Source organism: Deltaproteobacteria bacterium, assembly GCA_011375175.1.
GTDB lineage: Bacteria > Desulfobacterota > GWC2-55-46 > GWC2-55-46 > DRME01 > DRME01.
In genome coordinates this window covers 17,877-39,597 of sequence record DRME01000121.1, presented here as the reverse complement: position 1 = coordinate 39,597, position 21,721 = coordinate 17,877, and the positions used below count along the sequence as shown (strand labels likewise).

Annotated in this window: 19 protein-coding genes; 17 read left to right on the top strand and 2 right to left on the bottom strand. The window is 63.9% G+C overall.

Features of this window, described 5'->3' with window-relative positions; genetic code table 11:
* Nucleotides 1-369: 369 nt before the first annotated feature.
* From ENJ37_09865 to ENJ37_09810, 12 genes are all read left to right on the top strand, one after another.
* A complete protein-coding gene (locus ENJ37_09865) occupies nt 370-591 on the top strand; it encodes a DUF2905 domain-containing protein (GenBank protein ID HHL40801.1) in 222 nt (73 codons plus the stop codon).
* 438 nt (nt 592-1,029) lie between these two features.
* Nucleotides 1,030-1,749 carry a YggS family pyridoxal phosphate-dependent enzyme gene (locus ENJ37_09860; GenBank protein ID HHL40800.1) on the top strand — a complete coding sequence of 240 codons (720 nt, stop codon included), beginning with the start codon at nt 1,030-1,032 and terminating at the stop codon, nt 1,747-1,749.
* Between the two features lie 158 nt (nt 1,750-1,907).
* Complete coding sequence (gene proC / locus ENJ37_09855) at nt 1,908-2,732, top strand: pyrroline-5-carboxylate reductase (protein HHL40799.1); 825 nt, start codon at nt 1,908-1,910, stop codon at nt 2,730-2,732.
* Nucleotides 2,733-2,881: 149 nt separating this feature from the next.
* A complete protein-coding gene (locus ENJ37_09850) occupies nt 2,882-3,178 on the top strand; it encodes a YggT family protein (protein ID HHL40798.1) in 297 nt (98 codons plus the stop codon).
* 34 nt (nt 3,179-3,212) lie between these two features.
* A complete protein-coding gene (locus ENJ37_09845) occupies nt 3,213-3,710 on the top strand; it encodes a DivIVA domain-containing protein (GenBank protein HHL40797.1) in 498 nt (165 codons plus the stop codon).
* Entirely contained in the window at nt 3,710-4,036 is a 327-nt protein-coding gene (locus tag ENJ37_09840) for a DUF167 domain-containing protein (protein ID HHL40796.1), read from the top strand. Before ENJ37_09845 ends, ENJ37_09840 begins: the two co-directional genes overlap by 1 nt.
* A gap of 209 nt (nt 4,037-4,245) precedes the next feature.
* Nucleotides 4,246-4,446, top strand: coding sequence for a cold-shock protein (locus ENJ37_09835; GenBank protein HHL40795.1), 201 nt, complete (start codon nt 4,246-4,248; stop codon nt 4,444-4,446).
* A 354-nt stretch (nt 4,447-4,800) separates the two neighbouring features.
* On the top strand, nt 4,801-5,955 hold the full coding sequence (gene ald, locus ENJ37_09830) for an alanine dehydrogenase (protein ID HHL40794.1): 1,155 nt from the start codon (nt 4,801-4,803) through the stop codon (nt 5,953-5,955).
* A gap of 595 nt (nt 5,956-6,550) precedes the next feature.
* Nucleotides 6,551-8,443, top strand: a complete 1,893-nt coding sequence (locus tag ENJ37_09825; protein ID HHL40793.1) for a hypothetical protein — start codon at nt 6,551-6,553, stop codon at nt 8,441-8,443.
* 9 nt (nt 8,444-8,452) lie between these two features.
* Complete coding sequence (locus ENJ37_09820; GenBank protein HHL40792.1) at nt 8,453-9,265, top strand: c-type cytochrome; 813 nt, start codon at nt 8,453-8,455, stop codon at nt 9,263-9,265.
* Nucleotides 9,266-9,278: 13 nt separating this feature from the next.
* On the top strand, nt 9,279-10,037 hold the full coding sequence (locus tag ENJ37_09815) for a cytochrome c (protein HHL40791.1): 759 nt from the start codon (nt 9,279-9,281) through the stop codon (nt 10,035-10,037).
* 50 nt (nt 10,038-10,087) lie between these two features.
* The gene (locus tag ENJ37_09810; GenBank protein ID HHL40790.1) at nt 10,088-11,626 is read left to right on the top strand and encodes a c-type cytochrome; all 1,539 of its coding nucleotides are present in this window, start codon (nt 10,088-10,090) and stop codon (nt 11,624-11,626) included.
* Nucleotides 11,627-12,059: 433 nt separating this feature from the next.
* Here ENJ37_09810 and ENJ37_09805 read toward each other — a convergent pair whose 3' ends face one another.
* Together ENJ37_09805 and ENJ37_09800 are read right to left on the bottom strand one after the other, a co-directional pair.
* On the bottom strand, nt 12,060-13,421 hold the full coding sequence (locus ENJ37_09805) for an HD domain-containing protein (protein HHL40789.1): 1,362 nt from the start codon (nt 13,419-13,421) through the stop codon (nt 12,060-12,062).
* Nucleotides 13,418-15,025: a HEAT repeat domain-containing protein gene (locus ENJ37_09800; protein HHL40788.1), complete on the bottom strand. Its 1,608-nt coding sequence runs from the start codon at nt 15,023-15,025 to the stop codon at nt 13,418-13,420. Before ENJ37_09800 ends, ENJ37_09805 begins: the two co-directional genes overlap by 4 nt.
* 101 nt (nt 15,026-15,126) lie before the next feature.
* Between ENJ37_09800 and radA the strand changes: the two genes are divergently transcribed.
* From radA to ENJ37_09775, 5 genes are all read left to right on the top strand, one after another.
* Entirely contained in the window at nt 15,127-16,536 is a 1,410-nt protein-coding gene (gene radA, locus ENJ37_09795) for a DNA repair protein RadA (protein ID HHL40787.1), read from the top strand.
* Nucleotides 16,533-18,110, top strand: coding sequence for a tetratricopeptide repeat protein (locus ENJ37_09790; GenBank protein HHL40786.1), 1,578 nt, complete (start codon nt 16,533-16,535; stop codon nt 18,108-18,110). The genes radA and ENJ37_09790 overlap by 4 nt, the downstream gene beginning before the upstream one ends.
* A gap of 234 nt (nt 18,111-18,344) precedes the next feature.
* Complete coding sequence (locus ENJ37_09785) at nt 18,345-19,058, top strand: Crp/Fnr family transcriptional regulator (GenBank protein HHL40785.1); 714 nt, start codon at nt 18,345-18,347, stop codon at nt 19,056-19,058.
* A 57-nt stretch (nt 19,059-19,115) separates the two neighbouring features.
* Nucleotides 19,116-20,120 (top strand): hypothetical protein, encoded by a 1,005-nt coding sequence (locus tag ENJ37_09780; protein HHL40784.1) that lies wholly within the window; start codon nt 19,116-19,118, stop codon nt 20,118-20,120.
* 51 nt (nt 20,121-20,171) lie between these two features.
* The gene (locus ENJ37_09775; GenBank protein HHL40783.1) at nt 20,172-21,719 is read left to right on the top strand and encodes a HAMP domain-containing protein; all 1,548 of its coding nucleotides are present in this window, start codon (nt 20,172-20,174) and stop codon (nt 21,717-21,719) included.
* Nucleotides 21,720-21,721: the final 2 nt, after the last annotated feature.

Genomic DNA, 21,721 nt, shown 5'->3' with positions numbered 1-21,721 from the left:
GCAGGGAATTAAAAGTCTTTGAAGGGGGTCTGGGGGAAACTTTCTACAGAAAGTTTCCCCCAGGCTGCCCGCGGCGGCTGCCTCGTGGGGGCTGTACCGGGGGGTTCGGGCCGCAAAGGCGTAAAAGGATCCCGCCTGGCGCGGGCCGAACCCCCGGTACAGCCGAAGAGCCGAACAACATACGATGGGACAGGGGGAAACGCGGGCCTGTGGCCCTTCTACAGAAAGTTTCCTCCAGGGTAACCAATCAGAGCTTCCTTGAACGGAGCTTCCCGGCAGGGGCGTGGGCCCTTGAAAATTCCGGTCCTTTCGTGTATCCTCCATTTACGGACCGCGCGGCGCGGCCGGGAGGGGAGGTGTCATCGCGCCATGGAAGAACTCGGCTCTCTGGGCAGGACCCTTATAGTCGTCGGTGCGGCGCTCGTCGTCATCGGCCTGGTGCTCGTGCTCGCCCCGCGCATACCCCTTCTCGGAAGGCTGCCGGGCGACATACTCATAAAGCGCGACAACTTCACCTTCTACTTTCCGCTGGCCACGTCGGTGGTCATAAGTCTTCTGGCCACTCTCATACTCTATCTGCTGAGAAAGTGAGTCCATGGTGTCATGAAGGAAAAGGAAGTCCTGTGTCTGCAGTGCCCCCACTCGGAGTTCCTCGACCCCTCCAAGGAGATCTGCTACAAGACGGGCGGGCTGTGGTGCGTCCCCCTGGGGCGGGTGGTGGGCAAGTACGACACCTGTCACATGGAAGACGGGGAGAGAGGCGGGGGCGGCTGAGCAGGCGTCTTTTCGCCGGGAGAGCCGCCTTCCATGCCCGGCGCGCCGTCCGCCCCAGGGCCCTGTCCCCTCCGCCGCGCCGTCTAACACGGTGATTTCCGTAAATTTCCCTTGGATCGCCCCCGCCGATGTGCTATAAGGTCACACGAGCCGGGGCAAGACATGTCGTATCTGGTGGCAAAACGGTCTTTTCCGGTGGAAAAAGGCCGTTTTCTCGTCTTGAGCCGGGCGAATCCAAGCTCAGGGGGCATGCAGATGGCAGGCACTGTCGGCGAAAACCTCGCAGCCGTTATGGAGCGGATCGAGAAGGCCGCCAAGAGGGCGGGCCGGGACCCCGGGGAGATAACGCTCGTGGTGGCCACCAAGTCGCGCGAGCCGAGGGAGATACGCAGGGCCATAGCCGCAGGAGCGCGGGTCTTCGGCGAGAACTACGTGCAGGAGGCCCAGGAGAAGATACCGAAGATAAGGCGCTCTTCGGTGCGCTGGCACCTCATAGGCCATCTCCAGAAAAACAAGGTCAAGTTCGCCGTGGAGCTCTTCGACATGATAGAGAGCGTGGACAGCGCGGGCCTTGCAAAGGAGATAAACAAGCGGGCCAAGGCCCCGATGGACGTGCTCATCGAGGTCAATCTCGGCGGCGAGGCGTCCAAGCACGGCGTCCACCCCTCCGAAGCGGTGGAGCTCGCCCGTGAGATCGCCTCTTTCGAGAACCTGAGGCTGAGGGGACTGATGGCCATCCCGCCGCAGCCCGAGGACCCCGAGATGTCGAGACCTTACTTCGTTACGCTTCGACGCATAGCCGAGCGCATAAACAGGGAAAAGATACCGGGCGTGGTGCTCAAGGACCTCTCCATGGGCATGTCGGCCGACTTCGAGGTGGCCATAGAAGAGGGGGCCACCATAGTGCGCATCGGCACGGCCATATTCGGCGAGCGTCCGCCGAAAGGCGGGAGCGCCTCCAGGGGCCGCGCCTGAGCGTGCTCCCCGGCCTTTCACGGACCGGCTCTCCCTTACGACTGTGAAGCCGCTCGGCCCCTGCGGCGTTACTCCCGGCCTCCCGGCGCGCGGAAGTCTCCGCCGGCGAAAAACTTTCCTTAACTTGCGCTCGCCGTTGTTGTAGAATATATGGCGGTATGCTCACGGACAGGAAGATAGGTTTCATCGGCGTCGGCAACATGGGCGAGGCGCTGGTCAAGGGGCTTGTCGCCTCGGGCAGGGTCGAGCCCTCGCAGGTGTACGTGTGCGACAGCTCGGCGCGGCGTGCAAGGGATGTGGCCGGGCGCTACGGCGTGGGGCTCTGCGCCACCAACGCCGAGCTCGCCTCTCTATCGGACATGGTCATCGTCGCCGTGAAGCCCGGCGACGTGGACTCGGCCCTCGCCGAGGCCGCCCCGGGGCTCGGCGAGGGCAAGCTCGTAGTGTCGGCGGCGGCCGGCGTTACGACGGCCGCCATCAGCAGGCGCGTGGGACCGGACGTGCCCGTCGTGCGCGCCATGCCCAACACGGCGGCGCTGGTCATGGAGGGGGCCATAGGGCTCTATGCCTCGGAGAAGGTGACGGGCGGACAGGTGGGGCTTGTGAGGGCGCTCTTCGAGGCCGTGGGAAAGGTGGTGGTCGTCGAGACCGAGCAGCTTCTCGACGCCGTCACGGGCCTTGCCGGAAGCGGGCCGGCCTACATACTCCTCTTCCTCGAGGCCCTCGTCGACGCCGGCGTGCTCGTGGGGCTGGGCAGGGACAAGGCGAGGACCCTCGTGCTCCAGACCGCGCTCGGCACGGCAAGGCTCGCCATGGAGGGGGAGCGGGACCTGGCCGAGCTGCGCCACATGGTGACATCGCCGGGGGGCACGACGGCGAGCGCCCTCTTCAAGCTCGAGGAGGGGGGGGTGAGGGCGTCGGTGAAGCGGGCGGTGGAGGCCGCCGTAAGGCGGGCCGGAGAGCTCTCGAAGACGAAGCCCTGAGCGCCGGTGGCCGTGACTCCTCTTCGGCCGCGCGAAACGGGGCTACGAGACCCTCGGCAAAGACATAGGTTCTCCGATAAGGTCACATACGGCCCGGGGAGATGGCGCGGACCTTCCCCGAAACGTGAAGAAAGGAAGCAAGGCGGTTCATGTTCGTACTGGCGAATCTGCTCGAGGCGCTGGCCGTGGTCCTCTCCTACGGCCTCACCATCTATATGTGGATAATAATCATAAGGGCGCTGCTCTCGTGGGTCAATCCCGACCCCTACAACCCGATAGTCAGGTTCCTTTACCAGGCCACCGAGCCCGTGCTCTACGAGGTGCGCCGCAGGCTGCCCTTCATGGGCGGGCTCGACATCTCGCCCATCGTCGTGCTTCTGGCCATCTTTTTTCTCCAGTCCTTCCTCGTAAGGACGCTCCACGACATCGCCGTCACCCTGCGCTGACGGCGGCGCCGACAAGAAGCTGGAGGTGGTCGTCATGAAGAGAACCCCCATAGAGATAAGGGAGATGCAGCTCAAGAAGAGGCTCCTGGGCTACGACGTCCACGAGGTCGAGGCGCTGCGCGAGTTCGCCGCCGAGGCCCTGGAGGACGCCTTTGCGAGGATCTCGGAGCTCGACGAGCAGTTGCGCGCCACGGCCGCCAGACTGAGCGAGCATGAAAAGCGGGAGTCCGTGCTCCGTGACGCCGTGACGACGGCCCAGAAGATGGCCGACGACCTGAGGGAGGCGGCCCGCAAGGAGGCCTCCCTCATCGTCTCCGAGGCCCGCGGAAAGGCCGAGGAGCTCACGGCGAGGGCCCACGACCGGGCCATGCGGATCCAGGACGAGATATCGCGTCTCGACAGGCGCCGCAGAGAGCTCTGCGCCGCCCTGCGCTCCACGCTGGATTACTACCGCAGGCTCATCGACGAGGAAGCGCCGGCCGAAAGGGACGACGCCGGCCAGTTCGAGCTCCGTTTCCTCTCCGGCAAGTGATGGCCGCCGTGCTCCGGGACGCCGACGGCGGCGTGGTCGTAACGGTGCGGGTCCGGCCGCGCTCAAGCCGCGACAGCGTCGACGGCGCCAGCGACGGCGCGCTGAGGGTGCGTATCGCCGCGGCGCCCGTGGACGGCGGGGCCAACCGCCGCCTCGTCGACTTCATCGCCTCGGTCCTGGGGGTGAGGCGCTCGCAGGTGGAGCTTGCCGGGGGACCCAGGTCGCGGACAAAGCGGCTTTACGTAAGGGGACTCACGGCCGGTGAGGCGGCGCGCAGGCTCGGCCTTGAGCGTGGAGGCGGAAGCCGCGAGGGAGGCGGCTCGTGAGCGCCGCGGGAAAGCCGGAAAAATGAATTACCCTAGAAAGTTTCCCCCAGGTAATAAATCAGGGTCTTCTGAAAAAAAGATGTTGACACGCTGTCGTTTCTGATGTATTTTTGTTGTATGTTCGTAGCAGGTTTGTCAGCAGGGCCCAGTACCCGTTGGTTGAACAAAACCTCGACGACGTACAATTTGCAGAAAGGAGGTTTTGTCTCATGCCGACAGGTAGGGTAAAATGGTTCAACGAGTCCAAGGGCTACGGTTTCATCGAGCAGGACGGCGGCGACGACGTCTTCGTCCACTACTCGGCGATCCAGAGCGAAGGCTTCAAGACCCTGAGCGAAGGTCAGCTCGTCGAGTTCGACATCACTCAGGATGTGAAGGGCGCCAAGGCTGTAAACGTAGTGGCCAGGTGAGAGATCACACCGGCCGAAGAAGGGGGGAAACCCCTTACAGCTTCTTCAAAGGCCCCCGTCGCAAGACGGGGGCCTTTTTTTGGTTCAGGGGCCTCTATCCCCTTGACACGGCACAGCGTCGGCGGGTATCCTGAGGCGCGGGTCCCGGGAAAGGGCCGTCTTCGGCGCAGGCCCAGGTTTTCCCCCGGACCGCCTTCAAAGACCTTTGACGCCCTGCCCGCGCCGTATGCCTTCGTGGGGGCGGTCCCTGGGAGGCTCGGGCCGCAAGGGCGTAACAGTCCCGTCCGGCGCGGGCCGAGCCTCCCAGGGACCGCCGAACATAACGAACGACGGACCGAGAACGGAGTTGACACAGTGATAATCGGAGTGCCCAAAGAGGTGATGGACAACGAGTACCGCGTGGCGGTCGTGCCCTCGGGCGTGAAGGCGCTCGTCGACGCCGGTGCGCGGGTTCTGGTCCAGCGCGGAGCCGGAGAGGGCAGCGCCCTGGCCGACGACCTCTACGCCGGGGCCGGGGCCGAGCTCACCGGCGACGCCTCCGAGGTCTACGGCAGGGCCGATCTCGTCTGCAAGGTCAAGGAGCCCCAGCCTTCGGAGTACGGGATGCTTCGTCCGGGCCTGGTGCTCTTCGGGTTCCTCCACCTGGCGGCCAAGAGAAGGCTCGTGGAGGAGCTCGTCGAGCGCGGCGTCACGGCCGTGGCCTACGAGACCATCGAGGAGCCGGGGCGGGGGCTGCCCGTGCTCAAGCCCATGAGCGAGGTGGCGGGCAGGCTCGCCGTCCAGATAGGGGCCCACTACCTCACCAGGCCCCGGGGCGGGCGCGGTGTGCTGCTCGGCGGAGTGCCCGGCGTCGAGCGCGGAGAGATAACCGTCATAGGGGCCGGCACGGTGGGCGTGAACGCCCTGAGGGTCGCCGCCGCCCTGGGCGCCGACGTGACGGTCCTCGACGTGGACGTGGAGAAGTTCCGCCGCATAGAAGAGGTCTTCGGCGCGAGGGTCAAAACCCTCGTCTCCAACGCCTACAACATCGAACGGGCCGTCAGGGGCTGCGACCTTCTCATCGGAGCGGTCCACCGCGCCGGAGCGAGAACGCCCGTGCTCGTCAAGAGGGAGCTGGTCTCGCAGATGAGAAAGGGGGCCGTCGTCGTCGACGTGGCCGTGGACCAGGGCGGCTGTGTCGAGACCATACGGCCCACCACCCACTCGGAGCCCGTCTACGAAGAGGAGGGCGTGCTCCATTACGGCGTGGCCAACATACCGGGCGCCGTGCCGCGCACATCGACCTTCGCCCTCACCAACGCAACACTCCCCTACCTCCTCGACTTCGCCGCCAGGGGAGCCGTCGGGGCCCTGAACGCAAACCCCGCCCTCGCCTCGGGCGTGAACGTCCACGACGGGCGCGTGACCCACCGCGGCGTGGCCGACTCCCTGAGACTCGACTTCTCCCCCTTCGGAAAAAAAACCGACCGTTCGGCCGGCGTTTCGTCGACGGCGCAAAAAAAGCCTTGACATCGGATTGTCCGATTGTTATACGAAAGGGGCTTTTCGGAGGAGGGGGTCGTCTTTATCGGTGGCGGATATGCGCCTCACCTCGTGAAATGGTACACCACGATCAGTGCTATCACTATCAGGTTCACCACCGCCCCGACAATAATCACGACGTCCACCGGTCCCGGTTTCCAGTTTTTAAGCATGCCAATAAGCTAATCCATCGGCATGCTCTTGTCAATAGCAAGCTTTAGCTCCATTCCAACCATAGCCGGGCCGAGCGGCCCGGTCCTGCAAAGGGGGAGAGCCGATGGCTGAAAACAGCTCGGGTAAAGCCGGTCCGATCCTGTTCGTGACGGTCCTCGTCGCGGTCATCTACCTGTTTTACTGGTTTCTCGGACACCACTAAACAAAGAACATTCCAGGGAGAGACGAATGAAGACCATTATCGGATTTCTCATCGGCCTCGGGGCTTCGCTGGTGGCTTTCCTGCTTCTCAACGTGGCGCTCTTCAACGCCCAGGGGCTCACCTTCATCTATCACGGGTGAAGGCGTGCTCGGGCGGCGCCTGCGCTCGGGCGGCCCGCAGGCCGGACGCGTCCGGAGACGGCAGCAGATGTCATTTATCAATACAAGGAGTGTTTGTATGAATCTGCCCTTCACAGCAAAACTCGCGAAGAAGAAGCTCGCCCTCACGGCCCTCTTCGTCCTGCTCGCCTGCCTTGTCGCGCCGGCGATGATGCCGTCCGCGCCGACGCCGGACTCGGCTTCCGGATACGCCTGGGCCGGCGGTGGCGGCGGCGGCGACGCCGGTGTGGAGGCCGCTCATCCGGCCGAGCCGGTGGAACGGGTCTACGGCCCCGCGCCCAAACTCAAGCCCGAGGACTATCCCCAGATAAAGGGCATAAACGGCAGGGTGCTCGCCTGGGTGGTGGCGCAGCTTCATCTGTGGTTCGCCGCCTTCGTGCTCGCCGTCCCCATCTTCGTCTTCATCATTGAGGCCATAGGCATGGCCACCAAGGACGAGCGGTACGACAAGATGGCCTACGAGTTCATCAAGGTGAGCCTTACGGCCTACTCGGTGACGGCCATCCTCGGAGGGCTTCTCGCATTCACCCTCTTCGTCTTCTATCCCCAGTTCATGGGGTACATGACCGATATCTTCGGCTCCACCATGCTGGCCTACGCCTTCCTCTTCTTCGGCGAGAGCGCCTGTCTCTACATATACTATTACGGCTGGCACGCCTTGAAGTACGGCTTCCGCAAGTGGGTCCACCTGACCATCGGACTTCTGCTCAACGCCGTGGGCACCATGCTCATGTTCTTCGCCAACGCCTGGGTCACCTTCATGATGAGCCCCCACGGCGTGGCCGCCGACGGGACCTTCGAGGGCAACGTCTGGCACGCCATACACAACCACCTCTGGAACCCCATAAACCTCCATCGCGTGGTGGCCAACGTGGCCTACGGCGGCTCCATAGTGGGCGCTTACGCGGCCTACAAGTTCCTCGCGGCCCGCACCGAGGAGCAGAGGGCCCACTACGACTGGATGGGCTACACGGCGAACTTCATAGCCATCGCGGCGCTCCTGCCGCTGCCCTTCGCCGGCTACTGGCTCACGGCCGAGATTTACGCATACAGCCAGCAGATGGGCATAACGCTCATGGGAGGTGTCTTCGCCTGGCTCTTCATCATCCAGGCCGTGCTCATCGGCGCGCTCTTCCTGTCGGCCAACTACTACCTCTGGTGCGGCATGGAGAGGAGCGAGGGCGCCTACCGCTACACGAAGTTCATAAAGTACATCGCCTTCACCATCGTCGTCTGCTTCCTCGTCTGGTTCACCCCCCACACGCTCATTCTCAAGCCCTGGGAGCTCAAGGCCCTGGGAGGCCAGTACCATCCCTTCCTCGGCCCCCTCGGCATCATGCCCGCCAAGAACACGGCCGTCAACGTCATGATACTCTTCACCTTCCTGAGCTTCCTCCTCTACCGCAGGACCAACAAGGTGCCCACCGTGGGCTGGGCCCCCTTTGGAAACGGCCTGCAGATAGGCATCTTCACGGCCGCCATCATCAACATCATGATGCTCGGCGTCTACTACGGCTACTTCACGAACACGGTCTACAAGGTCGCCTCCAGCGTGCCGCAGGTCCTCTCGACCCTGGTGGTGATCATATCGGTCATGGTCATCGACGTCCTCATGTACAAGGGCGCCAAGGAAGTGGGGCCGCTGCGCTGGGGCAAGATGCCGGCCCGCAGCCAGTACGCGCTCTTTCTGCTGGCCGTCTCCTTCACCTGGCTCATGGGGCTTATGGGCTTTGTCCGCTCGGGCATAAGGCAGCACTGGCACGTCTACACGGTCATGAGGGACAACTCGCCCGACGCCTTCACTCCCACCATCGGCTACGCGGCCAAGGTCGTCTCGGTGAGCACCATAATATTCATGGCCATAGTCATATTCATATTCTGGCTGAGCCAGCTTAGCGCCACTAAGCAGGCCGAGCAGTAGGGGGCGTTGATGAAGAACTTCCTTCAGGTAATAATCTTCAGTGTCGTCGTAATCTGGTTTTACACGATATTCGCCGACAAGTACATTCCGCCCATAAACCCCGCGCCGCCGCCCAAGGAGGAGGTCCTCGACCTCGGGGCCATGACCATGGACCAGTTCATAGCCCTGGGCGAGAAGGTATACCACGGCAAGGGCACCTGCGAGCTCTGCCACAACCCCGTGGGCGGGAGGGCCCCGCTCCTGGATCAGGTGGCGGTGGTGGCGGCCGAGAGGCTCGCCGACGAGCGCTACAAGGGCGAGGCCACCAACGCCGAAGAGTACATCTACGAATCCATGGTCAACCCCTCGGCCTACGTGGTGGCCGGCTTCGGCGTCACCGGCACCAACGACACGGAGAGCCCCATGCCCGACGTCTCCACCGGGGCCATCGGGCTCAACGAGGCCGAGCTGCGGGCCGTCATAGCCTACCTCCAGGACATGGCGGGCCAGGAGGTGACCGTCAAGATACCGGAGGGGACACCCGAAGAAGGCGGCGGCGAGGAAGAGGCCGCTGCGGCGCCGGCCGCCACCGGCGAGGAGGCCGTGGCCAAGTACGGCTGCAACGCCTGCCACAAGATAGGGGGCAAGGGCGGGGAGATAGGACCCGACCTCAGCTCCATAGGCGCCGAGAGGGACGAGTCCTACATCAGGCGGGCCATCATCGACCCCAACGCCGATGTGGCCGAAGGCTACCCTGCGGGCATGATGCCCGACACCTACAAGGATCAGATGACGGCAGGAGAGCTCGAACTCGTCGTGCAGCTCCTGGCGCAATCAAAGTAGAGAGAGGTCCCATATGAAAATACCGAAACTGCTCCAGTTCGTAATATACGTCCTGATCGCATACGGGATCTTCCAGGCGCCTTACTACCTGATGGGCAAACCCATCCCGTCGAGCCTCATACTCATGTACATGTTCTTCGCGGTGATCACCATCCTCCTGGCCATGACGGCCACCGAGGAGAGCACCCGCGAGCTCTTCGGCCCCATAAAGGCGCTCGTCGAGGACCCCGACAAGTGGCTCATTCGCAACGTGGTCTTCATCATAGTGCCGCTCGTGGCCGCCTACATCACCTACAACCAGGTCAAGCCCACCTACCAGGCGCCGGTGGAGCTGCGCTCCACCCATCCGGCGCCGCCGTCGTCGATGAAGGCCTACGGCAAGTCCTACAACCTCGCCAAGCTCGAGAACCCGCTGCGCAAGGTCGAGAAGGAAGACCCCGAGCGCTTCAAGGAGCTCGTGCGCGAGGGCGGCGAGATCTACTTCAAGAACTGCTACTTCTGCCACGGCGACAAGCTCGGCGGCAAGGGCCACTACGCACAGGGCTTCAATCCCCTGCCGCTCCCCTTCCAGGGCAAGGACACCATAGCCCAGCTCCAGGAGTCCTTCGTCTTCTGGAGGATAGCCACCGGAGGTCCCGGGCTGCCCAAGGAGTCGACCCCCTGGATGTCTTCCATGCCCATATGGCAGGACTTCCTCAGCGAGGAAGAGATATGGAAGGCCATTCTTTTCATATACGACTACACCGGCAACGTGCCGAGGGCCTGGGAGTGACGGCCTCCAGCAAGGAACTTTAAAAAATTCTTAAGGATGGTTACGGGCCTATGAAGAATAGAGTCATCATACTCGCCTTTATACTGACGGTGCTTCCCGGGCTGGCTCTGGCGGCCAAGGGCGACGTAAACAGGGGCAAGGAGATATACGACAAGCGTTGCTGGTGGTGCCACGGCGAGGAAGGCATGGGCGACGGTCCGGCGGCCGAGACGCTCAACCCCCCGCCGCGGGACTTCACCTTCGGCCTCTACAAGTTCAAGACCACGCCCTTCGACGAGATGGTCCCCAGCGACCAGGACTTCTACAACATGGTCAAGGGCGAGATGGCAAAGAACCATATCGTCGGCTGGACGGGCATGAACGACTCCTCCATGCCCGGCTGGGGCGACATGCTCACCGACCAGGAGATATGGGACGTCATCGCCTATATCAAGACCTTCGCCGAGTTCGAGGACCCGGAGAAGCCGCCGGTCGACGTGAGCGGCCAGATACCGAGCTCGCCGGAGTCCATAGCAAAGGGAGAGAAGATATTCAAGGACCTCTGCGCCGAGTGCCACGGCGAGGCCGGCCGCGGCGACGCCACCAAGAAACTCAAGGACGACCTCGGTTTCCGCACCTGGCCCCGAAACCTCACCAAGGGCTGGTCCTTCAGGGTCAGCAACGACCCCAAGGACATATTCTACCGCGTGACCGTAGGCATCCCCGGCACCCAGATGCCAAGCTTCGCCGACCCGGCGAGCACCAAGAAGCTCTCCGAGGAGGACCGCTGGCACGTGGCCAACTATGTGGCCTCGCTCGACGCCCCCTACAAGAAGCCCGGCGACAACACGGTCATCCAGGGCACGCTCGTAGAGGGGCCCCTGCCCGATGACCCCAACGACCCGGCATGGGACCAGGCCCAGTACGTGAGCTTCTACATGGTCCCCCAGATAATCGCCGAGGAGAGACACTTCACGCCGTCGCTCAACTCCATCTCGGCCAAGGCGCTCTTCAACGAGAAGGAGATTGCGCTGCTCATCGAGTGGGACGACAGGACCAGGAGCCTGCCCGGCGACGCCAAGGCCATTGAGATAGCCGACGGCGACGTCTTCGTCGACGGCGTGGCCGTGCAGTTCCCCGTCACCGTAAAGAGCAGCGAGAAGCCCTACTTCGGCATGGGAGACCCTTCCAACCCGGTCAACATCTGGTTCTGGCAGAGCGCCGCCGGCGAGGGAGAGTCTCCGACGCTGAAGCTCCTCAACGGAACGGGCATAGACAACCTCGAGGAACGCGACCCCGCAGAGGCGGGCCTCACCTTCAAGAGCGCCTACGACAAGGGCACGTGGCGGGTCGTGATGAAACGGCCGCTACAGACCGACGACAAGGAGAAAGATCTTCAGTTCACGCCGGGCAAGTACATCCCCATCGCCTTCGCCGCATGGGACGGCTCCAACCAGGAAGAGGGCTCCAAACACGTCATGACCACCTGGTACTGGCTCCTCCTCAAGCCCACGGTGGGGGCCGAACTCTACCTCTGGCCGGCCATCATCGCGCTGGTGGTCCTCGGTGTCGAGGTGGCCTGGCTCTGGAGCGCAAGGAAGAATAGGTGAGACGAGGGCGGCGGCGCCGGAGCAGAGACGCCGCCGCCCTCCCGCCGATGTAGCCCGGGACCCCCATCTACGGACTCCCCCCTTGCGCCGGGCCCGACCGCCCATCGACACTTCACAAAGACCGCCTCCCGTCACACCAGCCGACGCACCTCCCGCCTCTACGCCCACGCCGCCGCCTGTTGAGAGACCAAACGCCTGGTGTAAAGTTTCTCACCGACCGCCCGATAATATTAGGAAACCCTGATTAATTATACTGAGGGAACCTTTTTGTAAAAAGGTTCCCTCAGACTCCCTCCAAAAACTTTTAATGCGAGTTGGTTTCCCCCTGTTTTGCCTGGCAAAACAGGGGGAAACCAACTCGCATTGAAAGTCTTTGAAGGGGGTCTGGGGGAAACTTTCTACAGAAAGTTTCCCCCAGGGTCCCCTCGGCGGCTCAGCGTGGCTCTCCCGCGTCGTCTTCGCCGCTTTCCTTCTCGAAGAAGGCGCCTATGTCGATGTTGCGCGAGATGGGTTCGACGGCGCAGACCACGTAGGGCCCGCCCTCGTTTCGCGGACGCAGCTCCATCTGCGCCGGCCTCTCCAGCTCTTTTCCCTCCCTGTCGTAGATGACCTTCACCGACGGCGCCTCGCTCGCCAGGTGGCTTACGGCCGTGACCACGGCCACCTCTCCCGTCGATATCCTCACCATGGTGCCCACCGGATATATGCCGATGAGGTCGAGGAAGGCGCGCAGCTTGGCGGGTTCGAACTTCCTGCCCGCCAGGCCCTTCATTATCTTCACGGCCTCGTGGGGCGTGTATGGCCGCTGGTAGACGCGAAGCGTGGTGAGGGCGTCGTAGACGTCGGCGATGGAGGCGAACATGCTCAGCGGGTGCACGGTCCCGCGGGCCGCCGGGTAGCCGGAGCGGTCGTGGTTTATGTGGTGCTCGTAGATTATCCTCGCCACCGTCTCGTCCACGTTCTCCATCTGTTCGGTTATGCGCGAGCCCAGAACGGGATGCTGTTTTACGAGTTCCCACTCCTCGCTGCTCAGGTTGCCGGCCTTCTTTATGATCTCCTCGGCCACGCCGGTCTTGCCTATGTCGTGGAGCAGGGAGCCCACGCCGACCATGTGGACCTCGTCGTCGGCCAGGTCCATGTAGTTGGCGAGGGAGAGGGCCACGATTGAGACGTTTACCGAGTGGTTGTAGAGGTAATCGTCGTAGTTCTTTATCATGGCCAGGCCGAGCATGGCGCTGTGGTCGGAGAAGACGGCCCGCGCCATCTCGTCGGCCAGGGCCTTTACGGGGGCCGATTCCGGGATGCGGCCAAGCCGCACCTGGGCCATCACGTCCCTGACGAGCTCGATGGCTTCGTTGTAGACCCTGAGCAGGCTGCCCGTCTCCTCTTCGCCCTTGACCTCTACGTGCGCGATCCCCGCTGCGCGGAGGGCGTGGGCGAGTTCCTCCCCCTCCGGCGCCTGCGCGGCGGTGACCTTCTCGACGAAGCCCCGGAGCTCGGCCGCTTCCAGACCCTTCTTGAAACGGATCGTCGCGATGCGCCGCTCCCTCAGCAGCCCGACGAGGTCCGGGAAGGACTGCTCGGCGTCGACCATGGGCGTGTCGTCGAAGACGAGCGTGTCGTCGACGAAGCCGACTGTCACGGTGCCGGAGCTTTCGAGCAGCGCCTTGAGCTGGTCGTGGGCCTTGACGGCCGGGGCCGTGGTGGAAGGGTGTCCCGGGGGGTATAGCTTGCGGCTTATGAGCGCCGCGTTGAGGCTTCTCAGGACCGACTCTCTTATTCCGCGCTCCGTCATCGGTCCATCCCTTCGAGGACCTTCCTGCAGGTCCTGTACAGTTCCCCCTCGGCGTCCCCGGCCGCCGCCCTCACGACCTCGGCCGCCTCGTCCCCGCCTATCCTTCCAAGGGCGAGGACGGCGGCCACCTTCAGCTCCTCGTTGGTCTTCCTGCCGAAGAGAAAGCGTCTTTTTTCGAGTAGCCTTGCAAGGTAGGGCACGGCCGAGCGGTCGCCGATGGCGCCGAGGGCCTTGACGGCCTCCTTCCTCAGGGCGGGGTTGTCGGAGAAGGAGTCCTTCCTCAGGGCGATCTCTCCGAGCGCATCGACGGCCGAGCTCTCGCGCAGCGCGCCGAGGGAGATGACGGCCTGGAGCGCAAGCTCGTCATCGCCCTCGTGGAGCGCGCCGAGAAGAAGCTCCACGGACCGGGGCGAGGGGATGCGCGCAACGGCCTTGAGGACCTCTTTCCTGACCTTCACGTCCCGGTGGCCGTAGGCGGCCGTTAGGGAGTCGAGCGAATGGGGAAGCGCCATGTCGCCGAGCAGCGAGACCACCTGGCGCACGACCAGGGGGTCGTCGGCGTTGAGCCTCTCTTCGAGCTCGCCCCGTATGCGCTCGCCCATGGAGAGGAGGATGTTGTATACGTGGCGTCTCACATGGAGGTCCCGGGCCGAAGTCATGGCCACCAAGAGTTCGTTGACCGTGCGGTTGTCGCCGGCCCTGAGTATGTCGCCGACGGCGGAGATTTCGGCTTCGTCGGTCGTTGCAAGGCGCCCGACGAGCTCCGCCACGGTCTCGACCGTCAGGAGTTCGCCGAGCGCGAGGGAAGCCGCGCCCTTGAACTCCACGGGCTTTGAAGAGCCCGGCAGGCTCTCGGCGGCGAGCGCCGAGAGCACGGCCATGGCCTCGTCGAGTCCGCCTGCGGCGAGAAGGGGCAGTGTTCTCTCCTTGAGTTTCACCGTGATCTCCGTGTAGGCATGGAGGTCCTCTTCCGCGGCCAGCCTCTCCAGAAGCCCTTCCACGGACTCGCCGCTCTCGCCGTCCGCCTCCGTGGCCGCCTCCCCGCCCGCCTCCCCGTCCGGCTCTTCGGCCTGCGGGGGCTGCGCCTTTTCGGCGGCCCCGTCCACGACCCTGTCGGCGTCGTCGCCCTCTTCTCCGCCCCCCTCGTCCCCCCCTTCTTCCCCGAGGCGTTCGAGGTCTTCGTAGCGCATCTCGTTCAAGAGTATGCCCCTTGCCCCCATCTCGGCCAGCATACGCTCAACGCCGCCTTTGTCTTCCACGGCCTCGGCGTCGGTGGTGAGTATGGAGAGGAGTATGGAGAGGTCCTTTTCGGTGAGTCCGGGCAGGTAGGTGATCTCGCGGATGCGTCTGAGAAAGAACTGGCGCGCCAGGGGCTCGAGCCTGGCCTGGGCCGCCTCGACGGGCCGGCCGTCCACGTAGAAGCGCTTCTGGTCGACCCTCCATTTCATCCCGCCCCCGGCGGACGCGGCCTCCTTCAGAGTGGTGAAGCAGTTGGAGAGGATGGCCGAGAGGTTGGGGTGCCCCTTGGGGTAGAAATGAAGTGTCTTGACAGCTTTATTGAGTTCAATTAGTATGTTTGTGTGGCTCGCAAGTTCGGTAGACATGCCGTTTCCGCAAGGTTACGCTATGGGTTTCATCATAGCAAAAGACGTACTTTTGTCAATTGTAAAGCTCCCCTGAAGCCTTTGGCGGGGCGGGGCTCCCGGTGAGCGGCAGGGCAAGGACCGTTTACAGGTGCCAGGGCTGCGGCCACGGCTCGGCAAAGTGGCTCGGCCGCTGCCCCCAGTGCGGCGGCTGGAACCTCTTCGTCGAGGAGACTGAGGGCGGGGACCGTCCCGCCGTCCTCTCCGTATCCACGGCCCCCGCGCCGGTCACCTCGCTCGGCTCAGGCGGCGACGAGAGGGTCTCGACCGGTCTGGGCGAGCTCGACAGGGTGCTGGGCGGGGGGCTCGTGAGGGGTTCCGCCGTGCTCGTCGGCGGCGACCCGGGCATAGGCAAGTCCACGCTGCTGCTCCAGGCCTGCGGGCGCATGGCGGAAAAGGGAGCGCCGGTGCTCTACGTCTCGGGCGAGGAGTCCCGGCGCCAGATAAGGCTCAGGGCCGAGCGCCTCGGCGTCCTCTCCGACAGGCTCCTCGTTCAGACCGAGACCTCGCTCGGACCGATCCTCTCCACCATCGAGCAGACATCACCGCGGGCCGTGGTGGTCGACTCGGTCCAGACCGTCTTCTCCGACTCGCTCGACGCCGCGCCCGGCAGCGTGGGCCAGTTGCGCGAGGTCACGGCCCGGCTCACCGCCCTTGCAAGGGGCCTCGACGTGCCGGTCTTTCTCGTGGGCCACGTCACCAAGGAGGGGGTCATAGCCGGTCCGAGGGTGCTCGAACACATGGTCGACACGGTCCTCTACTTCGAAGGCGAGGGCGGTCATCCCTTCAGGGTCCTGAGGGCCGTGAAGAACCGTTACGGCTCGGCCATGGAGATAGGGGTCTTCGAGATGACGGGCTCGGGGCTCGACGAGGTGACCAACCCCTCGCGGCTCTTCCTCGCCGAGAGGCCCGTGGGCGCGTCGGGCTCGGCCGTGCTCTCCTGCCTCGAGGGCACGAGGACCATACTCGTCGAGGTCCAGAGCCTTGTCTGTCCCACCGTCTTCGGCGTGCCGCGGCGCACGGTCGTGGGGGTGGACGCAAGCAGGGTCTCGCTCATGGTGGCGGTGCTGGAGAAAAAGGCGGGCATCATGCTGGCGGGCCACGACATATACGTGAAGGTAACGGGCGGCATACGGGTCGACGAACCGGCCGCCGATCTCGGCATAATCGCCTCGGTGGCCTCCAACTTTCTCGACAGGGCCGTCGACCCCGGCGCCGTCATCTTCGGCGAGGTGGGGCTCGCCGGCGAGGTGCGCGCCGTGAGCCAGGCCGGCCAGCGCGTGCGCGAGGCCGAAAAGCTCGGCTTCACGAGCTGCATACTGCCGAGCGACAACCTGCGGCGCCTCAAGGACGCCGACGGCGCGAAGATGACGCTCACGGGCGTGGCTTCGGTGGCCGAGGCCATGGAGCGGCTCTTCGCCGGGTCGAGGGAGAGCGTGGAGCCGGCCGCGGGGAAGCGCGGGGTCCGATGAGCAGGGGGCTTGAAAGACTCGCTCCGGCCGTTCTGGGCGTGATGCTCTCTCTGTGCGCCGTGTCGGCCCGGGCCGACACGGCGCCCTCGGCGCTCTACTCGGCGCGCGCCCAGTTCAAGTACGCGAGCCTGCTCTTCGAGCAGCGCCACTACGCCATGGCGGCCCGCGAGTTCCAGCGGGTCATAGAGCGCTTCCCGGCAAGCTCCTACGTCGAGGGCGCCCAGTTCGGGCTGGCCGAATGTTACATGGGCCGGGGCCGCTACAGGGAGGCCGCGTCGGAATATAAGCTCTTCATCAGGAACTTCCCGGACAGCCCGCTCGTCGAAGAGGCCCTGCGCCGATACGTGGCGGCGCTGGACAACGACAAGTACAAGGGCCGCCACGCCGAGCCGGCCGTCTCGACGCCGACGGGCCCCCGTGGCGGCTCCGCCCTCGACAGCAAGGTGGAGGCGCTTCGGGCCGTGCAGGTCATGCTCTTTGACGGCCGCAGCCTCGGTGAGATCGACGCCGAGCTCGAAAGGCTCGGCTCTTCGGGCGTCAATACGATCATCGTCCGGGTCTTCCACAACCGCGGCGACCGTTTCCACCTCCGCGCGGCGGGGAATGGGCCTTCGGGCGTCTACTTCAGGACGTCGCACGCGCCGGTGGTGGCCGACGTGCTCGGTCCCATCCTCTCCATGGCCCATGCCAGGGGACTGAAGGTCTTCGCCTGGATGACGACCCGTTACGCAGACTACGGGCTGGAGGGGAGAAAGGACCTCGCCTGCCGGGCCTACGACATCGGCAGAGGCGCCGTCACGGCCTGCAAGGGACTCGACCTCTTCAACGACGAGGCGGTGGCCCACCTCGAGGCCCTTTACGCCGACCTGGCGGCCTACGACATAGACGGCATACTCTTCCAGGACGACCTTGTGCTGCGCCACAACGAGGGCTTCGGCAAACACGCGGAGCGGCTCTTCCGGCGCGAGACGGGAAAGACGCTCGACCCCAAGAGGCTCTTCGTGGGCTACCGCGACTCAAGCCCCGCATACGGCGGCGAGTTCTGGGAGTGGGCCTCGTGGAAGAACGCAAGGCTTCTGGCCGTTGCACGCAGGCTCATGGACACGGTCAGAGAGCGCAATCCGGGGGTCAGCTTCGCCGTCAACCTCATGTACGAGTCGGTGACCAATCCGCCCTACGCCCTCGCCTGGCTCTCCCAGAATCTCCCGGCCGCCATCGAGGCGGGCTTCGACTACTTCTCCATCATGGCCTACCAGCGCCAGATGGAAAAGGAACTCGGCCTCGCGCCCGAGGAGGTCGAGGGACTCATCAAGTGGATGGTCGAGGAGGCCTCGCGTCTGGTGGGCGAGCCGCGACGGGTCCTCATAAAGCTCCAGACCATAGACTGGAAGACCCGCGAACCCCTGCCGGAACACAGGGTGGTGGAACTCATCAGGTGGATAAAGGCCCGTAAAAAAGTGAGCATAGCCGTCGTCCCCTACCGCGCGGGCTTCCCCTTCGGTGAACTCGGCGCCCCGGCAGGCATGGCGCTCCTCGAACCGCCGACGACCGGCCGCTCCAAACCACCCCGATGAAAGAAAGCTTTGATTATTTACCCTGAGGGAACCTTTTTGTAAAAGGGTCACAGACCCACGGTTCCCTCAGACTCCCTCCAAAAACTTTTAACGCGAGTTGGTTTCCCCCTGTTTTGCCTGGCAAAACAGGGGGAAACCAACTCGCATTGAAAGTCTTTGAAGGGGGTCTGGGGGAAACTTTCTACAGAAAGTTTCCCCCAGTGTAATTAATCAGACTTTCCCCAAGGAGTTTCGATGAAGTCGAAAAATTCACTGTGCGCCATTTGTCACTGTTACATTAAAGAAAACACGCTGTTTGCCGATCTTACGGAAGAGCAGCTTGACGACTTCAAGGATGTTGTTGTCATTTCGTCCTTCAGGAAGCGCGACATCGTCTATCTGGAGGGCGATCCCTGCACGGGCCTTTACGTGGTCCGCACCGGCAGGGTCAAGCTCGTGCGCAGTTCGGCGGCCGGAAAGGAGCAGATTATAAGGATACTCTATCCCGGGGACCTGCTCGGCATGGAGGTCCTCTACGACGGTGCCGTGTACGCCAATACGGCGGTGGCCATGGACAACTGTGAGCTCTGTTACATAAAGAGGGAGTCCTTTCTTGCTATACTGGACAGGTCGCCGGGCGTGGCCAGAAAGCTCATCTTCGCGCTGGGCAGGGAGCTCAACCAGGCCTACGAGCGCATAGGCACGCTCGGCCTCATGAACGCCCGCGAGAAGCTTGCGCACCTTCTCTGCACCCTGGCGGACGAGTACGGCGAGAAGGTGGACGGCCAGGTGAGGCTGAACCTCACGCTGTCGCGCCTGGAGATAGCCGAGCTTCTCGGCATAACCCAGGAGACTTCCATAAGGCTGCTCAAGGCCTTCAAGGACGACGGAATCATAGACATAAGGCGCAAGGAGATAATCATAAAGTCCGTGGAGAGGCTCAAGGCCGTCGGCGAGAGCATGGCCTGAGCGGCGAGGCCCCGGTCCGCCGAGCAATTCCCGGCAAAGCACGAAAGGAGAGGGCAAATGAAGACCATCTTGCATCGATCTCTTTCATGGGCCGTTTCGGCGGCACTGGCCGTGACGCTTACCGCCTGCGGCGGAGGCGACAGCAACAACACGTCGTCATCGTCGTCTTCATCGTCAACGTCGTCGCTCACATACTCGGGTTCCTCATCGCAGGCCACGGTCGATTCGAGCAACGGCTCGACCATCTCCACCAGCGCCTACCAGAGCGGCAACACGGCGGCCGGCACCGGTTCGGCCGGCGGTTACGTGACCGCTCCCTCTTCAGGCGGCGCAAGGCCCGCCCACCTGGCCATATCGGCCGTAATCGAGGAGGCCTTCTCGCAGGTCGATTTCTCCACGGCCGGCCCGCCGTCGGCCGCCGCGGCGGTCACCATAGACAGGACGGTGAACGGCAAGTGTGAAACCGATCCAGGCTCCGCCACCCTCTCCATATCCTACAACATAGACGGCACCTTCTCCGGCACCATAACCTTCAACGACTTCTGCGCCTCCGGCGTCACCGCCACGGGCAGCGGCTCCTTCACGGGCTCCATCGACCTCACCGACCTCAGCATAAAGACCCTCTCGCTGACGCTCTCGTCCGTCTCCTTCAGCCAGGGCAGCTCGTCCTTCACCGTCGACGCCACGGCCTCCTACGACTACACGGCCACGCCGACTACGGCCACCATATCGAGCATGGTCCTGCGCGACAATGCGACCGGCAAGGTCTACAAGGTCGAAAACCTCGTGCTCACCATAAACGACGCCGGCAGCTACATGGAGATCAACATCACGAGCGGCCGCTTCTACCACCCGGACTACGGCTACGTGGACATAGCCACCACCGAGGCCATCCGGATCAACGACTCCGACACCTGGCCCTCGGCGGGCGTTATCGTCGTCACCGGCTCCGGCGGCTCCAAGGCGAGACTCACCTTCGTCTCGTCCACCCAGTACCGCGTCGAGGTCGACGCCGACGGCGACGGCACCTACGAGTACGACTCCGGCGTGCAGACCTGGTAAAGACCTCACCCTTGAAACCGACGATCCAGACGCCGGACATGTCCTCGGGGCATGTCCGGCGTAATCTTTTTCCGCTTGCCCGCGCCGCCTCCTCGCCAGCAGCCGAGGACCGATGAACCGGATACCGTCCGGCCGGAAACGGAAGGCTTCATGACCCTGTCGATCCGCACAAGGCTCACCCTCTGGTACGTCTCGCTGCTCACGGTCACGCTCGTGGCCTCGGCGGTGGTCTTCTTCTACACCCTCTCCAAGGTCTACATGGACAGCATCGACAAGCAGCTCGGCTCCATAGCCGAGATGATGGGGCATCTCGTCGTCAAGAGCTCGGGCGAGCTCATCCTGCCGAGCCACTTCGACGTCATACTGGAGCGCTTTTTCGGCATAAGGACCACGGGCAACTACATACAGGTCCTCGACCCGTCCGGTGAGATCAAGGGCCGTTCCACGTCGCTCGAGGAGATGTCGCTGCCCGTGTCGCAAGAGGCGCTAAAGGAGGCCCTGCGCGGCCGCACCCACTACGGGATCATCGAGGGGTTCGGCCGCTATCCCGTGCGGGTGGTCACCAAGCCCATCATCGTGAAACGCAAGGGTGTGGCGGCCATAGTCCAGGTCGGCACCTCCCTGGAGGGGAGCGAAAAACTCTTCCACGGCATGGTCTACATGTTCATCTTCGGCGTGGCCGCCTCGATCATCGTGGCGAGCTGGGTGGGGTGGTTCCTCTCGGGCAAGGCCCTCAGGCCCGTGGACGCCATAACGACCATGGCGCGGCGCATCGGGGCCGAGAACCTCAACGAACGGCTCCACATCGACGGCCCGAAGGACGAGATCGGCCGGCTCGCCGAGACCTTCAACGACATGATAGGCAGGCTCGAGCGCTCCTTCCGCCAGATAAAACAGTTCACCGCCGACGCCTCCCACGAGCTCAGAACGCCGCTCACCGTGCTCAAGGGCGAGATCGAGGTGGCCCTTCGCTCCAACGCCTCGGCCGCCGAGCTCCGCACCATCCTGGAGAGCGCCCTCGAGGAGATAGACCGCCTCAGCCACATCGTGCAGAATCTGCTCATGCTCGCCCGCTCCGACAAGAACGGCCACATGCTCGCCGCAAGGGTGAGGTTCGACGCCACCGTGGCAAGCGTCGTCGAGAACATCAAGAAACGCGGCGCCGACAGGGGAGTCTCCATAACCGGCGACTCGCTCGCGCCCGTGACGGTCATGGGCGACGCCTACATGCTCGGCCAGCTCGTCTACAACCTCCTCGAAAACGCCGTCAAGTACACGCCGGCCGGCGGCATGGTCAACGTTTGCCTGGAAGAAAAGAACGGTTCTGCTATACTTACCGTAAGGGACACGGGCTGCGGCATCGCCGAGGAGGACCTGCCCCACGTCTTCGACCGCTTCTACCGCGTCGACAAGGCGCGGACAAGGGAGGTCGGCGGAGCGGGGCTGGGCCTGAGCATATGCAAGGAGATAGTGGAGTCCATGAAAGGCACCATAGAGGTGAGGAGCGTCTACGGCAAGGGGAGCGTCTTCACCGTGCGGCTACCTCTTGCCGGCGCCGAGCGCTCGCCAGGGTGCGAAACAAGCCACGAGGAGGTCTGAAC

Bases quoted from the DNA above. Each gene is read 5' to 3' on its own strand.
- ENJ37_09865 (HHL40801.1), top strand. From the start codon at position 370: ATGGAAGAACTCGGCTCTCTGGGCAGGACCCTTATAGTCGTCGGTGCG.
- ENJ37_09860 (HHL40800.1), top strand. From the start codon at position 1,030: ATGGCAGGCACTGTCGGCGAAAACCTCGCAGCCGTTATGGAGCGGATC.
- proC (HHL40799.1), top strand. From the start codon at position 1,908: ATGCTCACGGACAGGAAGATAGGTTTCATCGGCGTCGGCAACATGGGC.
- ENJ37_09850 (HHL40798.1), top strand. From the start codon at position 2,882: ATGTTCGTACTGGCGAATCTGCTCGAGGCGCTGGCCGTGGTCCTCTCC.
- ENJ37_09845 (HHL40797.1), top strand. From the start codon at position 3,213: ATGAAGAGAACCCCCATAGAGATAAGGGAGATGCAGCTCAAGAAGAGG.
- ENJ37_09840 (HHL40796.1), top strand. From the start codon at position 3,710: ATGGCCGCCGTGCTCCGGGACGCCGACGGCGGCGTGGTCGTAACGGTG.
- ENJ37_09835 (HHL40795.1), top strand. From the start codon at position 4,246: ATGCCGACAGGTAGGGTAAAATGGTTCAACGAGTCCAAGGGCTACGGT.
- ENJ37_09825 (HHL40793.1), top strand. From the start codon at position 6,551: ATGTCATTTATCAATACAAGGAGTGTTTGTATGAATCTGCCCTTCACA.
- ENJ37_09820 (HHL40792.1), top strand. From the start codon at position 8,453: ATGAAGAACTTCCTTCAGGTAATAATCTTCAGTGTCGTCGTAATCTGG.
- ENJ37_09815 (HHL40791.1), top strand. From the start codon at position 9,279: ATGAAAATACCGAAACTGCTCCAGTTCGTAATATACGTCCTGATCGCA.
- ENJ37_09810 (HHL40790.1), top strand. From the start codon at position 10,088: ATGAAGAATAGAGTCATCATACTCGCCTTTATACTGACGGTGCTTCCC.
- ENJ37_09805 (HHL40789.1), bottom strand. From the start codon at position 13,421: ATGACGGAGCGCGGAATAAGAGAGTCGGTCCTGAGAAGCCTCAACGCG.
- ENJ37_09800 (HHL40788.1), bottom strand. From the start codon at position 15,025: ATGTCTACCGAACTTGCGAGCCACACAAACATACTAATTGAACTCAAT.
- ENJ37_09790 (HHL40786.1), top strand. From the start codon at position 16,533: ATGAGCAGGGGGCTTGAAAGACTCGCTCCGGCCGTTCTGGGCGTGATG.
- ENJ37_09785 (HHL40785.1), top strand. From the start codon at position 18,345: ATGAAGTCGAAAAATTCACTGTGCGCCATTTGTCACTGTTACATTAAA.
- ENJ37_09780 (HHL40784.1), top strand. From the start codon at position 19,116: ATGAAGACCATCTTGCATCGATCTCTTTCATGGGCCGTTTCGGCGGCA.
- ENJ37_09775 (HHL40783.1), top strand. From the start codon at position 20,172: ATGTCCGGCGTAATCTTTTTCCGCTTGCCCGCGCCGCCTCCTCGCCAG.